This is a genomic window from Sphingomonas phyllosphaerae (genome assembly GCF_029623345.1).
GTDB classification, from domain to species: Bacteria; Pseudomonadota; Alphaproteobacteria; order Sphingomonadales; family Sphingomonadaceae; genus Sphingomonas; species Sphingomonas phyllosphaerae_C.
The window spans coordinates 216570-235889 of record NZ_JAPYKH010000002.1; the positions used below are offsets into that span (position 1 = coordinate 216570).

General features: G+C 64.9%; 14 protein-coding genes and 2 pseudogenes. 9 read left to right on the forward strand and 7 right to left on the reverse strand.

The features are described from left to right. Positions 1–119: 119 nt before the first annotated feature. Complete coding sequence (locus QBJ89_RS02900) at positions 120–1049, reverse strand: potassium channel family protein (RefSeq protein ID WP_277979043.1); 930 nt, start codon at positions 1047–1049, stop codon at positions 120–122. A gap of 1606 nt (positions 1050–2655) precedes the next feature. On the opposite strand from QBJ89_RS02900, the gene QBJ89_RS02905 reads away from it, so the two are divergent. After that, positions 2656–3582, forward strand: a complete 927-nt coding sequence (locus tag QBJ89_RS02905; protein ID WP_277979044.1) for an AraC family transcriptional regulator — start codon at positions 2656–2658, stop codon at positions 3580–3582. A gap of 51 nt (positions 3583–3633) precedes the next feature. Here QBJ89_RS02905 and QBJ89_RS02910 read toward each other — a convergent pair whose 3' ends face one another. Next, positions 3634–4323, reverse strand: coding sequence for a DUF2161 family putative PD-(D/E)XK-type phosphodiesterase (locus QBJ89_RS02910; protein ID WP_277979045.1), 690 nt, complete (start codon positions 4321–4323; stop codon positions 3634–3636). Continuing rightward, complete coding sequence (locus QBJ89_RS02915; RefSeq protein WP_277979046.1) at positions 4320–5714, reverse strand: hypothetical protein; 1395 nt, start codon at positions 5712–5714, stop codon at positions 4320–4322. Before QBJ89_RS02915 ends, QBJ89_RS02910 begins: the two co-directional genes overlap by 4 nt. Before the next feature lie 377 nt (positions 5715–6091). On the opposite strand from QBJ89_RS02915, the gene QBJ89_RS02920 reads away from it, so the two are divergent. Next, the gene (locus QBJ89_RS02920; RefSeq protein ID WP_277979047.1) at positions 6092–6268 is read left to right on the forward strand and encodes a hypothetical protein; all 177 of its coding nucleotides are present in this window, start codon (positions 6092–6094) and stop codon (positions 6266–6268) included. Positions 6269–6447: 179 nt separating this feature from the next. On the opposite strand, the gene QBJ89_RS02925 is transcribed toward QBJ89_RS02920, so the two are convergent. Beyond that, the gene (locus QBJ89_RS02925) at positions 6448–7227 is read right to left on the reverse strand and encodes an SDR family NAD(P)-dependent oxidoreductase (RefSeq protein ID WP_277979048.1); all 780 of its coding nucleotides are present in this window, start codon (positions 7225–7227) and stop codon (positions 6448–6450) included. A gap of 780 nt (positions 7228–8007) precedes the next feature. Here QBJ89_RS02925 and QBJ89_RS20100 point away from each other — a divergent pair. From QBJ89_RS20100 to QBJ89_RS02940, 5 genes and pseudogenes are all read left to right on the forward strand, one after another. Then, entirely contained in the window at positions 8008–8331 is a 324-nt protein-coding gene (locus QBJ89_RS20100; RefSeq protein ID WP_347342812.1) for a hypothetical protein, read from the forward strand. After that, a pseudogene (locus tag QBJ89_RS20105) lies at positions 8328–8426 on the forward strand (ferritin-like domain-containing protein); the annotation flags it as partial. The gene QBJ89_RS20100 and the pseudogene QBJ89_RS20105, both read left to right, overlap by 4 nt. 154 nt (positions 8427–8580) lie before the next feature. Then, positions 8581–9036, forward strand: coding sequence for a ferritin-like domain-containing protein (locus QBJ89_RS20110; protein ID WP_347342813.1), 456 nt, complete (start codon positions 8581–8583; stop codon positions 9034–9036). 429 nt (positions 9037–9465) lie between these two features. Further along, a pseudogene (locus QBJ89_RS02935) lies at positions 9466–9798 on the forward strand (transposase); the annotation flags it as partial. Positions 9799–10290: 492 nt separating this feature from the next. Continuing rightward, on the forward strand, positions 10291–13587 hold the full coding sequence (locus QBJ89_RS02940; RefSeq protein ID WP_277979049.1) for a PAS domain S-box protein: 3297 nt from the start codon (positions 10291–10293) through the stop codon (positions 13585–13587). Between the two features lie 184 nt (positions 13588–13771). On the opposite strand, the gene QBJ89_RS02945 is transcribed toward QBJ89_RS02940, so the two are convergent. Together QBJ89_RS02945 and QBJ89_RS02950 are read right to left on the reverse strand one after the other, a co-directional pair. Continuing rightward, complete coding sequence (locus tag QBJ89_RS02945; RefSeq protein WP_277979050.1) at positions 13772–13894, reverse strand: hypothetical protein; 123 nt, start codon at positions 13892–13894, stop codon at positions 13772–13774. Positions 13895–14126: 232 nt separating this feature from the next. Further along, positions 14127–14636: a hemerythrin domain-containing protein gene (locus tag QBJ89_RS02950; RefSeq protein WP_277979051.1), complete on the reverse strand. Its 510-nt coding sequence runs from the start codon at positions 14634–14636 to the stop codon at positions 14127–14129. A 748-nt stretch (positions 14637–15384) separates the two neighbouring features. On the opposite strand from QBJ89_RS02950, the gene QBJ89_RS02955 reads away from it, so the two are divergent. Together QBJ89_RS02955 and QBJ89_RS02960 are read left to right on the forward strand one after the other, a co-directional pair. Continuing rightward, positions 15385–15540: a hypothetical protein gene (locus tag QBJ89_RS02955; RefSeq protein WP_277979052.1), complete on the forward strand. Its 156-nt coding sequence runs from the start codon at positions 15385–15387 to the stop codon at positions 15538–15540. Positions 15541–16108: 568 nt separating this feature from the next. Then, positions 16109–18310, forward strand: coding sequence for a PQQ-binding-like beta-propeller repeat protein (locus QBJ89_RS02960; RefSeq protein WP_277979053.1), 2202 nt, complete (start codon positions 16109–16111; stop codon positions 18308–18310). Positions 18311–18473: 163 nt separating this feature from the next. Here the strand turns inward: QBJ89_RS02960 and QBJ89_RS02965 are convergent, their stop codons facing one another. Next, the gene (locus tag QBJ89_RS02965) at positions 18474–19223 is read right to left on the reverse strand and encodes a sulfite exporter TauE/SafE family protein (RefSeq protein WP_277979054.1); all 750 of its coding nucleotides are present in this window, start codon (positions 19221–19223) and stop codon (positions 18474–18476) included. Positions 19224–19320 lie beyond the last annotated feature (97 nt).

Genomic DNA, 19320 nt, shown 5'->3' on the forward strand with positions numbered 1-19320 from the left:
CAACGAACCGGTCGCCGGGAATAAGCTGCGTCCGACGCGCAGCCCGCCTCTCAACAAGAACGGGCGATTAATTTGCGGATGTCAGGACCGTGTGGGCGACTGGTTCGGGGACGGAGCTTTCAGCTCGCCTCGATAAGCTCGATGATCCAATCTCCTGCCATCAAGCGCGGCTCTTCGGCTTGTGCCACCTCGATCACCTGATGGTTCCGGTAGATCCGTACGATCTGACCTCCTACTGCGGTACGGGCTGATGAGCCAATTTCATCTGCTCGGACGGCACGTTCCCGCAGCTCGATGCGACCAGCTCGCGTGACCAGGTCGGTGACGTAGTCTGCAACATGCGGACCCGTGGTGCACTGAGCGAGCAGCTGCCCCCCGAAGCTGACGGGATTGACGATGATGCTCGCGCCTGCATCGCGAGCAAGCAGCTCGTTCTCGATAGCCCCGATCGACACGGCGATGCCGGCGTGCGGAGCAAGCCGGCGACAGGTGAGGATGATTAGAACGGCAGTGTCGTCTCGACCCGGGCAGACGATGATGTTGCTGGCAGCCTCAACCTTCGCAATTTCGAGTACCCGATTGTGGGTCGCATCGCCCTCGACCGTTGCGACGCCCCATTCCTCAGCGAGCCGCAATCGACCGCTATCCTCATCGACGACGACGATGCGGTCAGGAGAATGACCTCGTTCGAGCAACTCGCTGACTGCCGCCGAGCCCGATCTGCCGTAGCCGCAGACGATGACGTGATCCTTCAGCTCATGTCTGACGAGGCCCATGCGCCACCGCTCCCAGCCTTGCCTCAGCATGAAGCTGTAGGCGCTACCCAGAAATATGAGGAACACAAAAATTCGGATCGGGGTGACGACGAACGTGTCGAACATGCGCGCAGAGTCGCTGACCGGGACAATGTCGCCGTACCCCACGGTCGTGACCGTGATGACGGTGAAATATACGATGTCGAGGAAGCTGACCGTCCCGTCCGTATTGTCCCGAAGGCCGCCGCGATCGATCCAATGTCCGCCCAGGGCGATGCCGACGAGCACCAGCACCGCGACACCGCGGATCGCCAAGGTCGCCAGCGGACGAAGCCGCCCGGGACGGTAAAAGCGTGGTCGTACGTCCACTATCGCGGACCGAGCCGCCATGCGGCCCGGGACTAACGCGCGCTTTTTCGACCGGCGATGGTTCACGAACTTAGGCTTAGTACGTAGCGGATCATACCGGCATTCTCAGCGACGGCCTTTGCGACGCGCAAGGCCTTTCCTGCCGGGATGGAGCCTTGCCGATTTTACCGCATCTCGAAGCGGGCTGGGCGAACTCACAGAGCTAGTTGGCGGCCCTTTGGCCGGAGCGAGCCACAAGATCGCGCCATTGATTATGCGCTTCTTCAAAGCAAACGAAACACAGGCCGGCGCTACCCGCGGGGCAAACCTGACATTGCACGCAAAGCCCGTGGCCGAGCGACGGATGCGGTTCATGGCGCGGGCCTGACGTGGGAGGGAAATATGGTATAATCATTGGCCTTGTACCCCTCGCGATCGTGTGAGCATGAAGCGTGCATGATCTAACCGCATCCCTTACCTGGCGATAGAGCGATCCCTTACAGTCAATCGTTTGCAACGTTGTTTAGTGCTCAGCTTGCCCAGCTAAGATTGAAGCTTTGATGCTCGAAGTGACACAAGGCAGGTGACCGCACCTATTTAACGGACGTCCTCAGACATGGAACACGAGATGCCTTGAACTCCAAGCATCATCAAAAAGGTTCGACGTTACGCTTCTCGTGACACCCGAGTCCTTACCGCCCTGACGAAAAGCAGGGGGCTGTCGTCCACCTGGACGAATGAGCGACACAACCAATCTTCTGCGCGGGATTGACCTGCGCCTGGTGCCGAGCTGCCCTGGTCGCCGCTTTGCTTGCTGATTGGATCTTGATGTCATGCGGAGGGAGTATGCGCTCCCCCATCTGAGCGAGTGAGGAATGCAGGTCTTTGCGCTACATCGTTGAGCGGCCTTGACCCCCTGAGCGATGGGCTGTCCCGATACCCGGCTGGCCGTCAAGACCGATCGGGTCCACCGGGTTACGGGTTCTCGCTGTCGGTAAACACGTTCTGTTTTGAACGCTCATACAAGCCCGAGCGATTTGACCGTGGCGGTTCGCCTGTTTTCAATACCTTCTTGATAGGCAGGTCACATGCCCAACGATCCGACGATCATAGCCAAGCTCCGGTTCGCTCATCCTAAGATGACGTGGGGACTATACCTGCCGGACGAGGGACGATGGCTTGACCTCCTCTTCAACCAGGAGCTTGAAGCGCGGCGCTTCGCTAAGAACCTCATGCGGACCTCTGCTGCTGGCTGATTCACAGACGCGGCCACGAGCGGCAACGTGATAGTCCGCTCCTGCGGCGGTCGGCGAGCGTCATGTTCGTGTCGGACATGGCGTGCGCGGAGAGGAGGCTGAGCGGCGCACCGATTTAGGACCGACACGCCCTGGCAACTCGCGTCGAGCGTCCAAGAACGGGGCAGGTATAGCCGAGATAGCACCGCGTGACCCTTTAGGATTGCAGGTTGAGGCCTTGTTCGGCTTCGTCGCGACGGGCACTGCCGCGGGTAGGGCTGCCCGAGATCAGGTGGTCACGTTGCGATAGGGCCTTGATGAGAACCGATGACCTGCGCGGTGGCACGAACCGGACGAATGTATCCCTGAACGCGTTCGCGATGCCGGATGGCTTGGCGATGCGCTACGATCTGCCTGGTGTCAGCCTGCGGGAAACCGTCAGTGGATACGCCACCTATGCCGCGCGTGATCGCGCCGAGATGATAAACTGGTTTCTGCCGGCGCCGCCCATGATCTGCGTGCTGCTCGACGCTGGACCGGTTTCCATCACCCTTCGACAGCACCGTTTCAACGTGGATCGCGTCAGTCTCTACGGTCCTACGAGCCGCGCCTTTCGAGCAACCACGAACGGGGGTATCCAGGTCGGCGTCGGCCTGACCGCGTTAGGTTGGATCAGGCTGGTCCCGCTTTCCTCCTCCGCGCTCCACAACCGGGTGTTGCCGCTTCGGACGATCATGAGTGAGGCGCTTTCCGATAGCCTGCTCAACTCACTTCTTGCGCTCGTGGATGAGACGGAGATCGCAGCCACGTTGGACGCAATCTTGACGCCTTTATTTGCCAATGAGCATCCCTACGACGACATCGTCAGGCGCTTCACGGAGCTCATGCTGGTCGGCGGGGTAATCGAGATCGCCGACGCGGCGGATCGGCTCGCGCTTTCCTCAGATACGCTCCGCCGCGTCGCTACATATGCATTTGGCATGCCGCCGAAAATGCTACTTCGACGCGCGCGCTTCCTCCGCTCGTTCATCGGACTGCTCAGTTCGGGGGGAATCCAGGCATATGACCGCATCGACAGCAGCTACCACGATGCGTCGCATTTTCTGCGGGATGCGAACGACTTCCTTGGCACCACGCCCCGCCGTTTTATGGCACAAGGAACGACCTTCATGACGGCAAGTCTTGTCGCTCGTGCCGCCGCGATCGGAGCACCCGCCCACGCGCTTCATGCGCAAACCCCATAGTCACTAGTCGAGCGGCTCGCGAACCATAGGCCACAATCCTAAAACGAGACGTCACCTAGCATCCGCGATCATCGCTCTTCCTTGATCCGACAGACGATAGTGACCGGGGCGCTCCCGCTCGAACCAGCCGTAGACATTACGCGACAGAATGGTGCCGGCATCTTCCGCCAGGTGGCGCAGATCACGCGGCCGTGCGCCGCCGTCGCGCATCGCCGCCGCGCAGGCGAGCGCGCGCTGGCGATAGGCGGTCATGATCGGCTGGCGCGACGAGCCCCCGGCGCTCGGATCGCCCTGGCGCAGGGTATGTTCTCTTACAAGACGGCGACGCAGCGGTAGGTTGAGGCGCGGGCGATAGGGCACGGGCTCGCAGAGGACGGTGACAAGATCGAGGCGCAGGTCGACCGCGAGCAACCCCACACCCAGCAGGCGGCACAGGCGTGTGACCCGCTGGTCCTGGTCGCGCCCGCGGCGCGAGCCGGCGACCGCGAGATAGACAATATCGGCGCCGCGCATTCGGTCGACCGCCTGAAGCACCAGCTCGAGCGTGAACGAGAGCTTGAGCTCCGCGACAACGATAAGCGGCGGCTCGCCGGCGCGAAGCCCGACGGCGTCGCAGCCGCAGACCTCGCCTTTCACCGCGAAGCCTTGTGCCTCGAGGAATGCCTTGACCGGTGCGTACAGCGCGGTCTCGCGCCAGTCGCTGGCTCGGGGTGCGCGGGCTGCCGCGTCCGACCCGCTCATGCCGCGCCGCGCACCGCGACCGCCAAATCGCTTCGCACCGGCCCGACCGCGGCGACGAGTTCGCCGTCGGTGCTCTGGACGCGGGTACGGGTGACGATCGTTCCGACGCGCGTGTCGTAGCAGACGACATCATAGGCGCCGTCAGCCAGCCCCCGGACGTGCAGCATGGTGGCGTTCGCGTCGTGCCGCGGGGCAAGCGTGCCCTCCGCATCGATCGCGTCCGTCCGTACGAGCCACGCGAGCGCCTGCCGCTCATCGCCGCAGCCGACCGCTGCCACGCCGCGATCCGCGCAGCGCAGCTCCGCGGACAGGTTGCGAGGGCGAAAGGCGTTCCAGTCGATAAGCGGCAGGAAGTCCGCCAGCGCCCGCTGAGCCACGCGCATGCCCCGCGTGAGGACATGCGGGTGGCGGTTGGGCCAGCGCATGCCACCGCCCGCGCCGCCGCTGGCGAGGTGCGCCCATTGGATGTGGCGGAAGTACTCGTCGTCGAAGGCGCTGGGCAGCGTCTGCTTGCGATCCTTGAAGCGGTGGATCGGACCATGCTCGGAGTCGAACACCGGCCGGGCGGGGCCGGCGGCGATCACCGCGTCGCGCATCAGCCGGGCAGCGGCGAGCGCCGGAGTGACGGTGTCGCGCGGGTCGTCGATCGTGCCATGTTCGTAGAGGTGGGTGTTGGCAAAGTCGAGCGACGGGTGGCGGAAGATTGGTTCTACCAGCGCGGGATATCGTATCAGCTCGGGGCCGAAGATCGACACGGTCTGGAGATTGGCATAGCCGAGCCGCTCGCGCTCATGCGTGCGCAGCCACGACGATACGTCATCGATGAAGGGAGCGATGGCGGCCGGGTCGTCGCCGCCATGGGCCGGGTGGATTTCGTTCCACACGTCCCAGGCGAACAGCGCCGGACTGCTGCCCCAGCGCTCGCTCGCGAAGGCCAACCGTTGCTTGATCGCGCGCCGCGTCTCGGGACAGGTCAGCCACGTGTCGCGGCCGGCACACGGGCCTCCGTTCGCGCGAGCGTAAGGGTGCCGCTGCCACCGAATCCACATGAAGAAGGTGTCGTAGGGGGTGAGCAACACCCTCAGCCCGACGCGCTCGAGCAGGCGGAACAGGTCGTCCCACAACCGCACCATCGCGGGTACGAAGCGCCCCACGGGACGTTCGAGATAGCGGTGCTCGCCGTGGCAATATTCCAGCATCAGGCGAATGACCGTGACGCCGTGCGCGCGAAGCTCGAGCAGATGCCGTTCCACCGCCGCGAGGTCTCGCCGCCGGAACAGCGGCGCGAGGTCGGGCCAGGTGATCGCGTCATTGTGCCCGATCGGGGTCCAAGGCGCGCCGTCCTCGGTGATAAAGTAAGGCGAGCCGGGCACCGCGCGAACGCGGGCCATCGCCGGGGCGAGCGAACCTAGCGGGACATGCACCAGCGCCGATTAGCCAGTCAGATCGGCCGGCACCATCGCGAAATCACCCCGGTGAGACGGCGCCGCGGCCTACTTGATGTCGAGCAATCAGATTCTGGCCTACTGGAAGCGGATCGACCGCTCGCCACTCGGAGCCGGCGAACTCGACCATGAAGCTGACGAGGAGCATCGAACGCGCAACCACCGACGCCTCGCCGGATGGGCACGACCGCGCCCAGCTCTCCGTTTTCGAGCGGCACGTAGGCGACCTCGCTGCGCGTGCCCGTTATCCGAAAAGCATGCTCGACGCAGGATCTCGCGATCGGAGCCAGCGTTAGGCTGCGGCGATACTCAGGAGCAAGCGCATGACAAGACTAACGAAATTCACGATCGAGCCCAACGGCGATGAGTATCTGCTGCTCATCGAGAGCGACGACGGCGAGTCGCTCGAACTGGTCGCCTCCCTGGAGCAACTCGACCTGCTCGGCGAAGCCGTCGACCAACTGCTGGAGCAGGACGACGCCGACGCCGACGGCGAATAGCGTCTTCTGACTCGGAGCGCACGCCCGGCACGTGCGCGGGTCCGAGGCGACGAGTCGCCGGATCGCGGTGTCGATCCGGCGCCTCATCGAGGCTTTCTCGCCGATCGTCGAGTTGACACCATGATCGAGGGCAACGCGTCTCCTGCCGCACCGGTCACCTGACCGGGGTAGCGGATGCGCTACCCGGCGCTGCCGTACTCTGGCCAGACTGCCTGCGAAAAGACGCCACCATCGACCAACAACGTTTGCCCGGTGACGAAGGCGGACTCCGGTCCGGCAAGCCAGACCACGGCCGCGGCCACATCCTCTACCGTGCCGACCCGTCGCAGCGGCGTGATCGGGGACCAGCGGCCGGCATAATCATCCACTTCGGCGCGCGTGCGATCGGTCTCGATCGCGCCTGGTGCGACGCAATTGACGCGTATGCCGTACGGCCCGAGTTCGAGCGCCGATACCTTGGTCAACTGTTCGATTCCGCCTTTGGAGGCGGTGTAATCGACCAGACGCGGGAAAGCGAGCAGGTTGCAGCCGGATCCCAAGTTGATGATCGCGCCGCCCTGTCCGGCCGCGACCATCCGGCGGGCGGCTGCTTGCGTGTGCAGGAAACACCCCTTCAGGTTGGTCCGGATCACACGATCCCAGTCCTCCTCCTCAAGCTCCAGCAGCGGCGACCATGTTTGAACACCGGCATTGTTGACGAGGACGTCAGGCGTTCCACCCCAGTCTGCGAGAGCGGCATAGAAGGCGTCGACGTCAGCCTTCACCCCGACGTCCGATCGGTGTGCGAGGGCGCGCCTTCCCATCGCCTCGACCGCCGAAACGAGCGTAGCGGCACGATCCTCACCCGTTATGAAGTTGAACGCGACGTTACAGCCACGTCGCGCGAACGCTAACACCATCTCGCGGCCAAGACCGTCGTTGCCGCCGGTGACCACCGCCGTTCTGTCCGCACCTGACATTCACGCATCCCTCTCGTGGCGTCGAAGACTGCCGAGTGGACCCGTGCAGGGTCGCTCGAAGAAGGTCAAACCTATCGTCCTCGGCCACTCTTTTAACGTCGGGTACGCGCCCGGAACTTCATGTCAGTGGGAGCGCTCGAAGCACCATCTGGAGATAAGTACGGAGCAGAAGATGGCGGAGGCCACGTGGGGCGGCAGGGGGACAGCGGAGATCGACTGGCGGATGAGCGCTGCGCTCGAGAATGTGCCGAGAGGCGATGACGATCTCGCTGAGGTTACCAGTCTGTAGGGCGCAGTCCGAGTGTGGCTGAGGCTGGATCCTGCCCACCGCGAGGCGGCTCTCCTGACGCCAGAACGCCCGGTGCCAATAGACGGAACCTTGATTCCCGCCTTTCACGGCGAAGCCATTGCTGCACTCGCCGACAGGCTGTCAGACCCTGCCACGCGGAACGTCTGACACAATCTCGGCTGACATCGCGTATCTCCCAACAGCGAAGCGCCGTGGCCGAGAGGTCCGCCAGTCGCGGAGGCCGTCCTCCGGGTACTCCGCCCAAGGTGTGATGGCTGCCTTCACGCGAGATCCTGAGAGCGCCGCAAGGGTGTTCGTGGACCAACTCTGGCCTGTCCGCTGCAAGCTCATGCGTGACCGGGGCAGAAAGCCTTGTAGCGCCAGAGAAGCGCGCTGCCTTCGGACGCGTTCAGCGGGCGGCTTTTTCCCCAACGGTATCAACAACCCCAGCGCGGCGCTGCGGCGCTCCGGCGCGAACCGAGTAGGCTGCGATGAGTGACCCAATCGAGTTTCTTGACCTCATGGAGCGCGCCGAGCATCAGCGTCGCGCTCGCCGCAACTTCATCCGGCTGTGCGGAGGCGCCGCGGCCATGACCGGCGGTCTCGCGCTGCTGTCGGGATGCAACGACGATGATGAAGGCGAGCCCGCCCCGACCGTCTCCGCGACGCCGACGCCAACCGTGAGTGACGTTGACGTGCTCAACTTCGCGCTGCAGCTCGAGTACCTCGAGGGGAATTACACTCTTACGCGGTGTCGGGCCAAGGCATCGCGGCAAGCCTGCAGACCGGCGCGGGCGCGCAGGGCGCGGTGGTGACCGGTAGCGGCGATGGCGCCGCACGCGAGGTTACCTTCAGCGACCCAGTCGTCCAGCAATATGCACGCGAGATTGCCTTCGATGAGCTAGGTCACATAGGCTTCTTACGTACCAACCTCGGCAGCGCAGCGGTAGCGCAGCCCGCGATCAATCTGTCAGGTAGCGCCAGTGTAACGATCGGGGGGCGCGACCGCAGTCGGCGCCTTTACAGCTGCCGCGCGCGCGGCAGGCGTCATAGGTGCGACGGAAATCTTCGATCCGTTTCTGAACGACGAGAATTTCCTGATCGGCTCGTACCTGCTGACCGATGTTGGCGTGACCGCTTACCGCGGCTCGGCTCGTTTGATCACGAACAAGACCTTCCTGGAAGCCTCCGCGGGGATCCTCGCAACCGAATGCTACCATGACGGAGTGATACGCTCCGAGCTGTGGCGACGCGGGCTGACGGTACCAAGCATCTACACGCGGGTGACTCAGATCTCGAACGCGCGTGACGATCTCGACGGCTCGGGTGAGAACGACCAGGATATCGGCGATGCCACCACGGCGAATTTGGTACCCACCAATCTCGGCGGATTGGTGCTCGGCCGCAATGCCGCGCAGGTGCTCAACGTCGTCTACCAGAACAAGGGCGCCGTTTCTTCAGGCGGGTTTTCCCCGGCGGGATTGAATGGAACGATAAAGACCAGCCAGCCAAATTCGTGAGAACGGTCCAACGGCGAAGCGGACGCCCCATCTAACAACATGCGTTATGTCGGTGTCGGAGATACCCTCCACTGCGCATACCGGCGGTTCCCGCTTCATGGATGCCGGTCGCAAAGTGCCGCCGACACAAGAGGCTCAAAAGCTGTAAACGGACGCGCCGCTCCCCTTCAAAGGGGAGCGGTCAGCCGATGATCAGAGCGAGGTAAGCACCACACCAACCACTAGCGCTTGCGCCGCGATCGCCAGCGCAGTGCTGGCGGCGGTCTCAAACATACGCATGGGTCGTCTCCATTGCCGACAAACCGGCAACGCGGCAGGTGGAGATAGTTGCGTCTCGACGCAATATTATAACCCTGCAATCGTGATTGCACTTATTGCACCGCGTCTTGAAGGCATCGCGAGGTGCGGCGGTGCTGAGGCCAACGAACCGCGGTAGAGGACCCCGCCAACTTCAGCCGATCCCGCTCGGTCGGCGCCTGGCTCGGGCTGACCACCAGGCGATACCAGTCGGGGGAGGTGGACTATGACGGCCATATCTCCAGACGCGGCGACAGCCACGTCCGCTCGCTCCTGTACGAGGCGGCCGTCGTGATCCTGACGCGCAGCCACGCCGACAGCGATCTGCGCAGCTGGGGCATGAGGCTCCGCGAGAAGATTGGCTTCAAGCGTGCTGCGGTCGCCGTAGCCCGCAAGCTCGCGGTCATCATGCACGCGATGCTGCGCTCCGGAGAACTGTTCACCAGGACAACCGCTACCGCCTGATCCAAGAGCTCGCCAGCGCCTATGGCGTGACGAGGCGTCCCTGCCGGGACGTAGGCTGGTCCATTCCGCTTCGGCCGTTGCACCGCGAACCCGGTTCGATGCGTGCGGAACGAACATTGGAAGGGCCATCCCGCGAAGCCCCATGATGCGGCGGCTCATGTCGACCGCGAAGACGACCGTGCCCCGGCAAATGACGTCCCCACACAAAGGCGCTTGCAAACCCCGCTATTAGACGACGGCCGTCGTTGAAGCAGAGACGAAGCTTCGAACGGGCACTGTCAAAGCTACTGCACCTGCTGCAATGCGCGGGGTAGGAAAGGCGCCATCACGTACGATGACGTCACAGATCGTCGTCTCGCAGCCGAGGCGATGCGACGAGGCTAGGCGCGGCGGCGCATCCTGCTGAATGGCGGGTGTCGCACCTGCCCCATGGCAATGGCTCTAAGCCCGCTACGTCGTTATACGGCCGCTTCCAGGCGGCGATCGAGAGCCATGCCGACGAACAACGGCCGCCATAACGTGGTTAGACGAGCTTTGACCGACACTCCCACCGATCCCTTGCAGCAGGACGAAATGAGCGAGCTCGACCGGCTTGCTGCCTTGCGTCGCCATGACATCCTCGACACCCCGGCGGATCGCAAGTTCGACCGGATTGTCGCCTTGGTGCAAAACATTTGTCGCGTGCCGATTGCGTTGGTCAGCTTGGTCGACGTGAACCGTCAGTGGTTCAAGGCGAAGGGTGGCGTGTCAGTCGACGAGACCGCACTCGACACCTCAGTGTGCGCGATCGCCATTCGCCAACCCGGTCTCTTCCAGATCGAGGATCTGTCGCAGGATCCGCGTACCGCGACCATGTCGCTTGTGACGGGCGAGCCGCACATCCGCTTCTATGCCGGCGTTCCCCTGATCGACGCAGAGCATCAGGTGCTCGGCACGCTATGCGCGATCTCTACCGTGCCGCGCGCCGGTGGGCTCGACGATGCACAGCGTGACGCGATGATGCTGCTGGCGGAGCAGGTAGTCGAGCTGATCGCCAGTCGAGATGCATTGGACGAGCGCGAGCAGGCGATGGCCCTCGATCAGGCCGAGCGGCGGGTCGAAGCCATGGACGATCGATACCACGCGATCGTCGACTCAGCCATCGACAACGCCATCATCGCGATGGACGCAGACGGCGTGGTGACGAGCTGGAGCGTTGGCGCCGAGCGCATCTTCGGGTGGAGCGAGGCGGAAATGTGCGGGAGCCCCGCAGCTCGCTTCTTTACGCCAGAGGACCGCGACGAAGGCGTTCCCGAGCGTGAGTTGGCGACGGCTCGTGCGACGGGCCGGGCTGCTGACGAACGATGGCATCTCCGCAAGGATGGAAGCCGCTTCTTTGCGCACGGCGCCATGACACCGCTTAAAGGTCCGAGTGGACCCGGCTTCGTCAAAGCCGTTCGCGACATCACCGTCGAACACCAGACCAAGGTGGCGCTTGAAGATGCGCACCGGGTGGCCAGGATGATGACCGCGGCAGCGCGGCTTGGCACGTTCGACTTCGATGTTGCCCGTCGCAGTCTGAGCTGGGACGACGGCTGCCGGGCACTCTTTGGCCTCCCGGCCGGCGCCCCGGTCACCTATGAAGAGGCGTTCGTTCGCGGCGTCCATCCCGACGACCGCGAGGCGGCCAACAAGGCGGTCGCCACTGCCTTGGATCCAGCCGGCAATGGCATCCTCGAAACCGAATATCGCACGATTGGCATAGAGGACGGGCTGTTGCGCCATGTCTCGGCTCGAGGACAGACGCTCTTCCGCGATGGACGCGCCCACCGCCTGATCGGGACGGTGCAGGACGTGACCGCGTCGCGCGTGGCGGAAGACAGCTTGCGGGAAGCCGAGCAGCGGCTCCGGCTTGCGACGCGGGCCACCAACGATGCGATCTGGGACTGGGATCTCGTGCAGGATCACGTGACCTGGAATGAGGCGTTGACGACCGCTCATGGCTACGCGCTGAAGGACGTCGCGCCTACTGGAGCCTGGTGGATCGGGCACATCCACCCCGATGACCGGCAGCGCATCAATGCTAGCATTCACGCCGTCATCGATGGCGGAGGGACCGACTGGATCGACGACTATCGCTTCCAGCGAGCGGACGGCAGCTATGCCGACATCCGTGATCGCGGATACGTCCTGCGGGACACCGACGGTCGAGCCATCCACATGATTGGCGCCATGCTCGATCAGACCGAGCAGAAGATGATGGAGCGACGCCTACGACAGCAGGCTCATGACCTCGCTGCGCGGGTCGAGACCAGCGTCGCAGAGCTGGAGCGGCTGTGGAACGCGTCGCCGGATCTCCTGCTCGTGGCGAGCCCCGACGGCGTCTACACGCGTGCCAATCCCGCCTGGGCAACCATCCTCGGCTACGACGAGGAAGAAGTGATCGGTAAGTCGGCATTCGACTTTCTCCACCCCGACGACCTCGGCCCGGGCAGACGCGCTCTTGCAATCTCGCAGGTGGGTGAGCTCCCCGCCTTCATTGCTCGATTCCGCCACAAGAGCGGCGACTATCGCTGGATCTCCTGGGTGGCGGCTCCTGAGCGCGACGAGATATTCGCCATCGGCCGCGACGTGACCGCAACCCGCGAAGCTGACGAAGCCCTAAGACGCACCGAGGAGGCCCTGCGCCAGTCGCAGAAGGTTGAGGCCGTTGGGCAGCTCACTGGCGGGGTGGCGCACGACTTCAACAACCTTCTCACCGTCATCCGCGGGTCCGTCGACCTCCTCCGTCGCCCGGGGTTAAGTGACGACAAACGGATCCGCTATGTCGACGCGATCGCGGACACGGCAGATCGTGCGACCAAGCTGACGAGCCAGCTGCTGGCTTTCGCGCGGCGTCAGACGCTCCAGCCGCAGGTATTTGACGCAGTGGCGAACGTCCGCGCGCTGGAGGACGTTCTGGGTACTTTGACGGGCTCGCTGGTCGAGGGGCGCTACGAGTTTACAGACGAGCCGGCGATGGTGCTCGCCGATCCAAGCCAGTTCGATACCGCCGTCGTCAACATGGCCGTGAACGCGCGCGATGCCATGGAGGGAGGTGGCCGCCTGACGATCTCCGTCAAGATCGTGAACGAGATCCCCCCTCTGCGGCAGCATTCGGCGGTGTGCGGAAGACACGTCGCGATCGTTATCTCCGACACCGGAGCGGGTATCCCCGCACACCAGCTCGAGCGCATATTCGAGCCATTCTTTACGACCAAGGGGGTCGGGCACGGCACTGGGTTGGGCCTCAGCCAGGTGTTCGGCTTTGCCAAGCAATCGATCGGCGACGTGGCGGTGGAGAGTGAGATCGGGCGAGGATCTACCTTCACCCTCTACCTGCCGCTCGCAACCGAGAAGTTGTCTGCCGAGAGCGCGCCACGGGAGAGTACACCACCGCTGGCTGCCGGCACATGCATTCTGGTGGTCGAGGACAATCGCGACGTCGGCGCTTTCGCTGTGCAGGCGCTGACGGAGCTGGGGTATGGCTCCCACTGGGTAGAGGGCGCCGATGCGGCCATTGCCGAGCTAGAGCGCAGCCCCACTCGGTACGACGTAGTCTTTACCGACGTGGTGATGCCGGGGCGGTCAGGCATCGAGCTTGCAGGAGACATTAAGAGCCGGTTTCCCGACCTGCCGGTTGTGCTGACGAGCGGCTACAGTCACGTACTGGCAGAGCAGGGGACGCGAGGACTCCGCCTGCTGCGCAAGCCGTACTCAATCGATGAACTTGCAGATGTTCTAGCAGCGGCAGCGCGTTCGATGGAGTAGCTCCGCGGCAGAGATCGGCGGCGATCTTAGCGCTGTACAGTAAAGCCTAATCGATCGGGCAGGTTCATCACGAATGCCGCGTCGAAATGTGGCAAAGGATCAGCCTGTATCGTGGCCAGCCAACTTGGCAGCATGTCGTGAGCTGTCACCTTGCGAGCCTAATGGGCCGCATTCCTTCGCGACGTCACTCCTTCGGGGGCTTGGCGGGAGTGCCCTTGGTGGAAGGAGCGGACGCGTTCTGCTTCGGCGGCTTCTCCGCCTTCGGCTTGCGAACCTCTTTGTTCGACTTCTTCTGGCTCTTGGCCATGGTCACATCTCCAGCCCGGGTTGCGCCTCAACGCATAGCATCGGGCTAAGCTGCGTCATGGCGGTTGTCTCCGCTATCCAGGCGACGCTGTCAACGCGACCTGTCGGCGGGATGGGGCATCCTGCTGCTCGTCTGTCCCTTCGCGCCAGGGCAAGGCGGGCTGATAGTCCGATGCCGGGATTTCTGGTCGATCCAGTCAGCCGGCCCGTTACCCGTCCTCAGCAGCGTCAGATCAATGCTCTACGACCCAGCGCTTCGGATCCTTGTCAACCGGAGTGACGCCGTCGACGTGCTTGGATTCGTACGCGACAAAGGCGACGGCGAGGTCGTGCCGGAGCTGTAACGGCGCGTCCCGGCGAAAGTCGGTCAGCCCTTCGCGTTCTTCCTCGGCCATGTGGTCGCTGTTGGCCTTGTTCGCAGCGGCCACCGCCTTGAACCACTCTGGCGAGCCTACCTGTTCGCGCCCGACTGCGGCGACGGCGTCGCGGATCTCGTTGTGATCCTTAATCGCGTCCAGCGTCTCGTCCTCGACGCCATCCTTTTTACCAGACGCGCGACCTACTCGTAGCAACTCGGGATAGAACAGCTTCTCTTCGGTTTCTGCATGGACCTCGAGGAAGGTCGCCAGCCGGCGCCAAATCGCGTCCAGACTGGCAGTGTCCCCGGAACCAACCTGCTCGATGATGCCGAACAGACGACGCTGCTCGTGGTGGTCGTCCAGGATAAGCTGGGTGATGTCCATGTCATCTCCGGGCGTACTTGTCAGCCGTGCTCAAGGCTCATGCCAGATTTCGACCGATCTCGGCAAATGAAAGATGCTCCGCAACCGGTCTCAACGACCACCGTCCGACCGTGAGCGAGCGGCAGATCTGGGACACTGCTCCGTTAGCCGAACGGCCGTTTCCGGGCCGGTCTCCTGCGCCACGGGGGAGGCCTCGACCACGGTCGAGTGACAAGGTTGGTCCGGATCCGCCTGCTCGCAAGCCTAGCGGCGACTGATGGATCAGTGTAGCCTTATCGGCCAGGGTTTAGGGCCGAGCGGTTGCTCGCGCCGCAGCCCGGAGTTTCGGAGCAACCGCCATACCACGCAAACCGAATTACGACTTTGAGCGCCGCGAGCGCGAAAAGACCAAGGCAATCGAGTCCGCAAAGAAGGCGCAAGCCAAGGCTGATAAGCGTGCTGCTGAGCGCGAAACACCGGGCGGGGATCAGTCAGGCGAGCGGCAAGCCCACTGATACGGTGCTGGAGATGTCAAATCCCGTTCTCGCGCAGCTCGGCTGGAAGCGCTTCTGCCCCGAGCAGGTTTCCGCCGAGCAGAGCCGCGATTGCCAACCCGTTCGCGTCATAGCGGTCCATTGCGGGAGGGTGAACGTGTCTGGTGCTGGATCCGCGGATTCGATCGCGTCCAGTTTACCCGAGCGAGCGGGAGAGGACGACCGAGCTACCGCCGGCGATTGGGCTGCTCAGCGCTGGGAACAGGAGAGGACGAGTGGCTGATCTCTATCTCCGCGCGCTTGAGTCCGAGCGTAAACGGCTATGGGCCGAATGCCGGCTGAAGGGGCTCGCGAAGGGAACGCCGGAACGGTTGCGGATCGAAGAGCTCGACAGGCTGTTGGCGGAGCACCGGGGGAAACCGGCCCACTAGTTGCGTGAGGTGCGACCGTCGGCCGCGTTCATGCGCCAGGATCCGCCCACGGTGAGAATGAGCAAGAGCAGAATCCCGGCGAGGGGTAGACACAGAAGCCCGCGGTAGCGCCAGGGCGTGCGCCGCCCACCGATAAGCGCGCCGAAGCCAGCGACGAGCATCAAGGCCGAGTACGGGATGAAAACACGCCAGTATCGACGGGCCGTGCTCTGCCCTAAGGCATCATTGCGAGCGAGCTTGGTGGGCTAGCGCAAGGAAACGGCCTTGCGCAGCCGGCGCAGTGACGCCCGGTTTATGGTGCCTGATAGAGTCGACCACCGTGGTGGTAGGGCTCGATCCAGCTACCGGCGGGGGTTAAGCAACCTCGCAAGATCGTCGGCAGAGCCATTTATCCGTGTAAGCTTAGGATAACGAAGCGTTCCCGCGGTAGCCGGGCGAGACCTGACGCTGGTCGAACAAAGCCCGTCCTTCGTGGGCTGTGCGGACCATGTGCCCTGCTCGGCATCCTCGCTGTGAGCGAGGCCGGTCCTAAGTCGACGCGATGTTCGCGCACGGGTGATGACATGGCGTGGCGCAACCGCCTACGCTGGGCGCAGGGTGGCTCAACGCCGAAAAGGGGGGAACGATGCGCGCGGGCGGGCGAGGGAAAGCGACGGTCGTGCTCGCGGGCGCGCTACTTCTGGGAAGCGCGGCACCGCCGCCGCGCGACAAGGCGGCGCCGCCGGCAACGGCGGACTGGTCCTATTACCACGGCGATCCCGCCGCGACGCATTATTCCGCGCTGGACCAGATCACCGTGCACAACGTCGCTCGCCTGACGAAGGCATGGGAATATGACAGCGGCGATGCGTTCGGCGAGGGCGGGTCGCAATCGGATATGCAGGCCAACCCGCTCGTCGTCGACGGACGCCTGTACATCGTCACGCCCAAGGGCCGGCTAGTGGCGCTCGACGCCGCGACCGGCCGTGAGATCTGGGCTTATGACCCGGCGTCCGCACCGGTCGCGACCCGCCAGCGACTGCGCGGCGTCTCCTATTGGCGCGACGGCGACGAGCGTCGCATCCTGTTCACGTTCGGGCAGGAGCTGATCTCGGTCGACGCGCTGACCGGCCTCCCCGACGCGCGGTTCGGCCGCGGCGGCCGCGTCGACCTGCGCGCGGGCTTCGGCCGGCCGCTCGCGCAGCTGACTGTCAACAACGTCACGCCGGGGGCGGTGTTCGAGGACCTGATCATCATGGGCTCGACCGGCCATACGCCGGGCGACGTCCGCGCCTTCGACGTGCGCACCGGCGCGATCCGCTGGACCTTCCACACCATCCCGCACGGCGGCGAGCCCGGCGCCGAGACCTGGCCGCGCGACGCCTGGAAGACCGAGATCGGTGCCAACGTCTGGGCCGGGCTCACCGTCGACGTCGCGCGCGGCCTGGTGTTCCTGCCCGTGGCGTCGAGCGGGATGGGCGACCGTGACTTCTACGGGCCGACGCGCGCGGGCGCCAATCTCTACGCCAACAGCCTGGTCGCGCTGGACGCGCGCACCGGCCGGCGGCGCTGGCACTTCCAGAGCGTCCATCACGACCTGTGGGACCGCGACTTTCCGGCGCAGCCGACGCTGGTGACGGTGCGCGGCGTGCCCGCGATCGCGCAGACCACCAAGTCGGGGCTGGTCTATGTCTTCGACCGGCGCGACGGTCGCCCGCTCTACCCGATCGAGGAGCGGCCGGTGCCCGCCAGCGACATGCCCGGCGAGCAGGCGTGGCCAACCCAGCCGATGCCCACCGCGATCGCGCCCTTCGCGCGCCAGCGGCTCACGCCCGACATCGTCACCCGGCGGACGCCGGCAGCCCATGCCGCGGTGACGGCGCAGCTCGCCAAACTCCGCAACCGCGGCCCGTTCGATCCGCCGAGCGTTCAGGGCACGGTGCTGCTGCCCGGCATGGACGGTGGCGCGGAATGGGGCGGAGCGGCCTATGATCCCGACAGCGGCCTGCTCTACGTCAACGCCAACGAAATGGCCTGGACGCTGCGGCTGAAGCCGCGCCCGGCGCGCGCCGCGGGCAGCTCGGGCGCGGCGCTGTACGCCAACCATTGCGCGGCCTGCCACGGCGCCGATCGTGCGGGCGATCCGCCGCAGGTGCCCGGGTTGCGCGATGTCGGCGCACGGCTCAGCGCGGCGCAGCTCGAGCGCCAGATCGCGCAGGGCGGCGGGCGTATGCCAGGCTTTGCGGGCACGCTGTCGCCGGCGCAGGTGCTGGCGCTGGTGCGTGACCTGCGCGGTGATCGCGCGGGCGCGGCGCCGCGCGGCAACGAGAGCGACGCCACACCGCCCGCCGCCCCCGCCTTCGACGAGCCCTATGTGTTCGACGGCTATCATCGCCTGCTCGATCCCGAAGGCTATCCCGCGCTGACACCTCCCTGGGGCACCTTGTCCGCGCTCGACGTCAACACCGGTCGATGGGTGTGGCGCGTGCCCCTCGGCCGCTATCCCGAGCTCGGCCCGGCGGAGACGGGCAGCGAGAATTACGGCGGCGCGGTCGTCACGCGCGGCGGCTTGCTGTTCATCGCCGCGACCGTCTACGACCGCCGCTTCCGCGCTTACGACAAGCGCAGCGGACGGTTGTTGTGGTCGACCGAACTGCCCGCCGCGGGGCTCGCGACGCCCGCCACCTATGCTGTAAACGGCCGGCAATATGTCGCGATCGCGGCGGGCGGCGGCAAGGATCGTGCGCGTCGGCCGGGCGGCTCGGTGATCGCCTTCGCGCTGCCGCAGTGAGCACGACGCGAACTTCGACGCCGATTCAGGGACACCCGGCTGCCCGCTGACGGCGAATCGTGTTGGTCGATCCGATCACCAGCGTAGCGCGCGCCTCACTCGAGATGCACTCGTCGTTGCTGCGGGAGCGTGGCCCGGCTGCGGGGGCGTGGCCCAATCGCCGTCACGCCAGCGCCTCCCAGGTCAGCAACGTGCCAACCGCTATCATCAACACGTAGATGGCCGTGAAGAAACGCTCCGGTGCGATGCGGCGAACCAACGCCACGCCGGCCACCGTGGCAGCGAGCGCCATCGGTAGGAGCAACAGCGACGTGAGGAGGTTGGCCCGCGTGAACTGGCCGAGCGCTAGATACGCCGGCACCTTGATCCAGTTCACGGCGGCGAAGAAGATCGCGGTGGTGCCCACCAGACGCTCGCGCGGCAGATCACGTGGCAGCACCCAGAGTTGGAACGGCGGCTGGCCCGCGTGCGCGATCTGGCTGGTGAAGCCCGAGGCCACGCCGAAGAGGGTGCCGAGCCATTCGGGCCAACGCGCGATTCCGCGCGGACGCGGATGGCGCGTCAGCCAGAGCCGGTACAGGCCGAACAAGATCGAGATCACGCCGACCGCGGCCATCACCGCTTTCGGCGACACGCTCGCGGCGAAGCCGTATCCCAGGGCGATGCCGACCATCGCGCCCGGGAGCATCCAGCCGATAAGGCGCCAATCGACGGTGCGCCGGAACGCCCAGACGCCGACGACGTCCTGCGCGATGAGAAGCGGCAGCGTGATCGCCGCAGCCCGGACCGGATCGATCACCAGCGCGAGCAGCGGGAGCGACAAAGCGCCCATGCCAGCGAAACCGCCTTTGGCGAGCCCGAGCAGGATGATGGCGGGTATGGCCAAGACATAGAAGTGCCAGTCGGTGATCATGGAATGCCGTTATCCGGTTCGGCCGTTCTCGCCCACAGGCAAGCTCGATCAGGTGAGCGCCGTCGCAAGCTGGCTCGGTGGTCCTCTGCGTCTGACG

Excerpts from the sequence above, each read along its gene's own strand:
- QBJ89_RS02925 (WP_277979048.1), bottom strand. The coding sequence starts at position 7,227 with ATGTCAGGTGCGGACAGAACGGCGGTGGTCACCGGCGGCAACGACGGT.
- QBJ89_RS02940 (WP_277979049.1), top strand. The coding sequence starts at position 10,291 with ATGCCGACGAACAACGGCCGCCATAACGTGGTTAGACGAGCTTTGACC.
- QBJ89_RS02965 (WP_277979054.1), bottom strand. The coding sequence starts at position 19,223 with ATGATCACCGACTGGCACTTCTATGTCTTGGCCATACCCGCCATCATC.
- QBJ89_RS20100 (WP_347342812.1), top strand. The coding sequence starts at position 8,008 with ATGAGTGACCCAATCGAGTTTCTTGACCTCATGGAGCGCGCCGAGCAT.
- QBJ89_RS02910 (WP_277979045.1), bottom strand. The coding sequence starts at position 4,323 with ATGAGCGGGTCGGACGCGGCAGCCCGCGCACCCCGAGCCAGCGACTGG.
- QBJ89_RS02945 (WP_277979050.1), bottom strand. The coding sequence starts at position 13,894 with ATGGCCAAGAGCCAGAAGAAGTCGAACAAAGAGGTTCGCAAGCCGAAG.
- QBJ89_RS02950 (WP_277979051.1), bottom strand. The coding sequence starts at position 14,636 with ATGGACATCACCCAGCTTATCCTGGACGACCACCACGAGCAGCGTCGT.
- QBJ89_RS02915 (WP_277979046.1), bottom strand. The coding sequence starts at position 5,714 with ATGGCCCGCGTTCGCGCGGTGCCCGGCTCGCCTTACTTTATCACCGAG.
- QBJ89_RS02905 (WP_277979044.1), top strand. The coding sequence starts at position 2,656 with ATGAGAACCGATGACCTGCGCGGTGGCACGAACCGGACGAATGTATCC.
- QBJ89_RS02920 (WP_277979047.1), top strand. The coding sequence starts at position 6,092 with ATGACAAGACTAACGAAATTCACGATCGAGCCCAACGGCGATGAGTAT.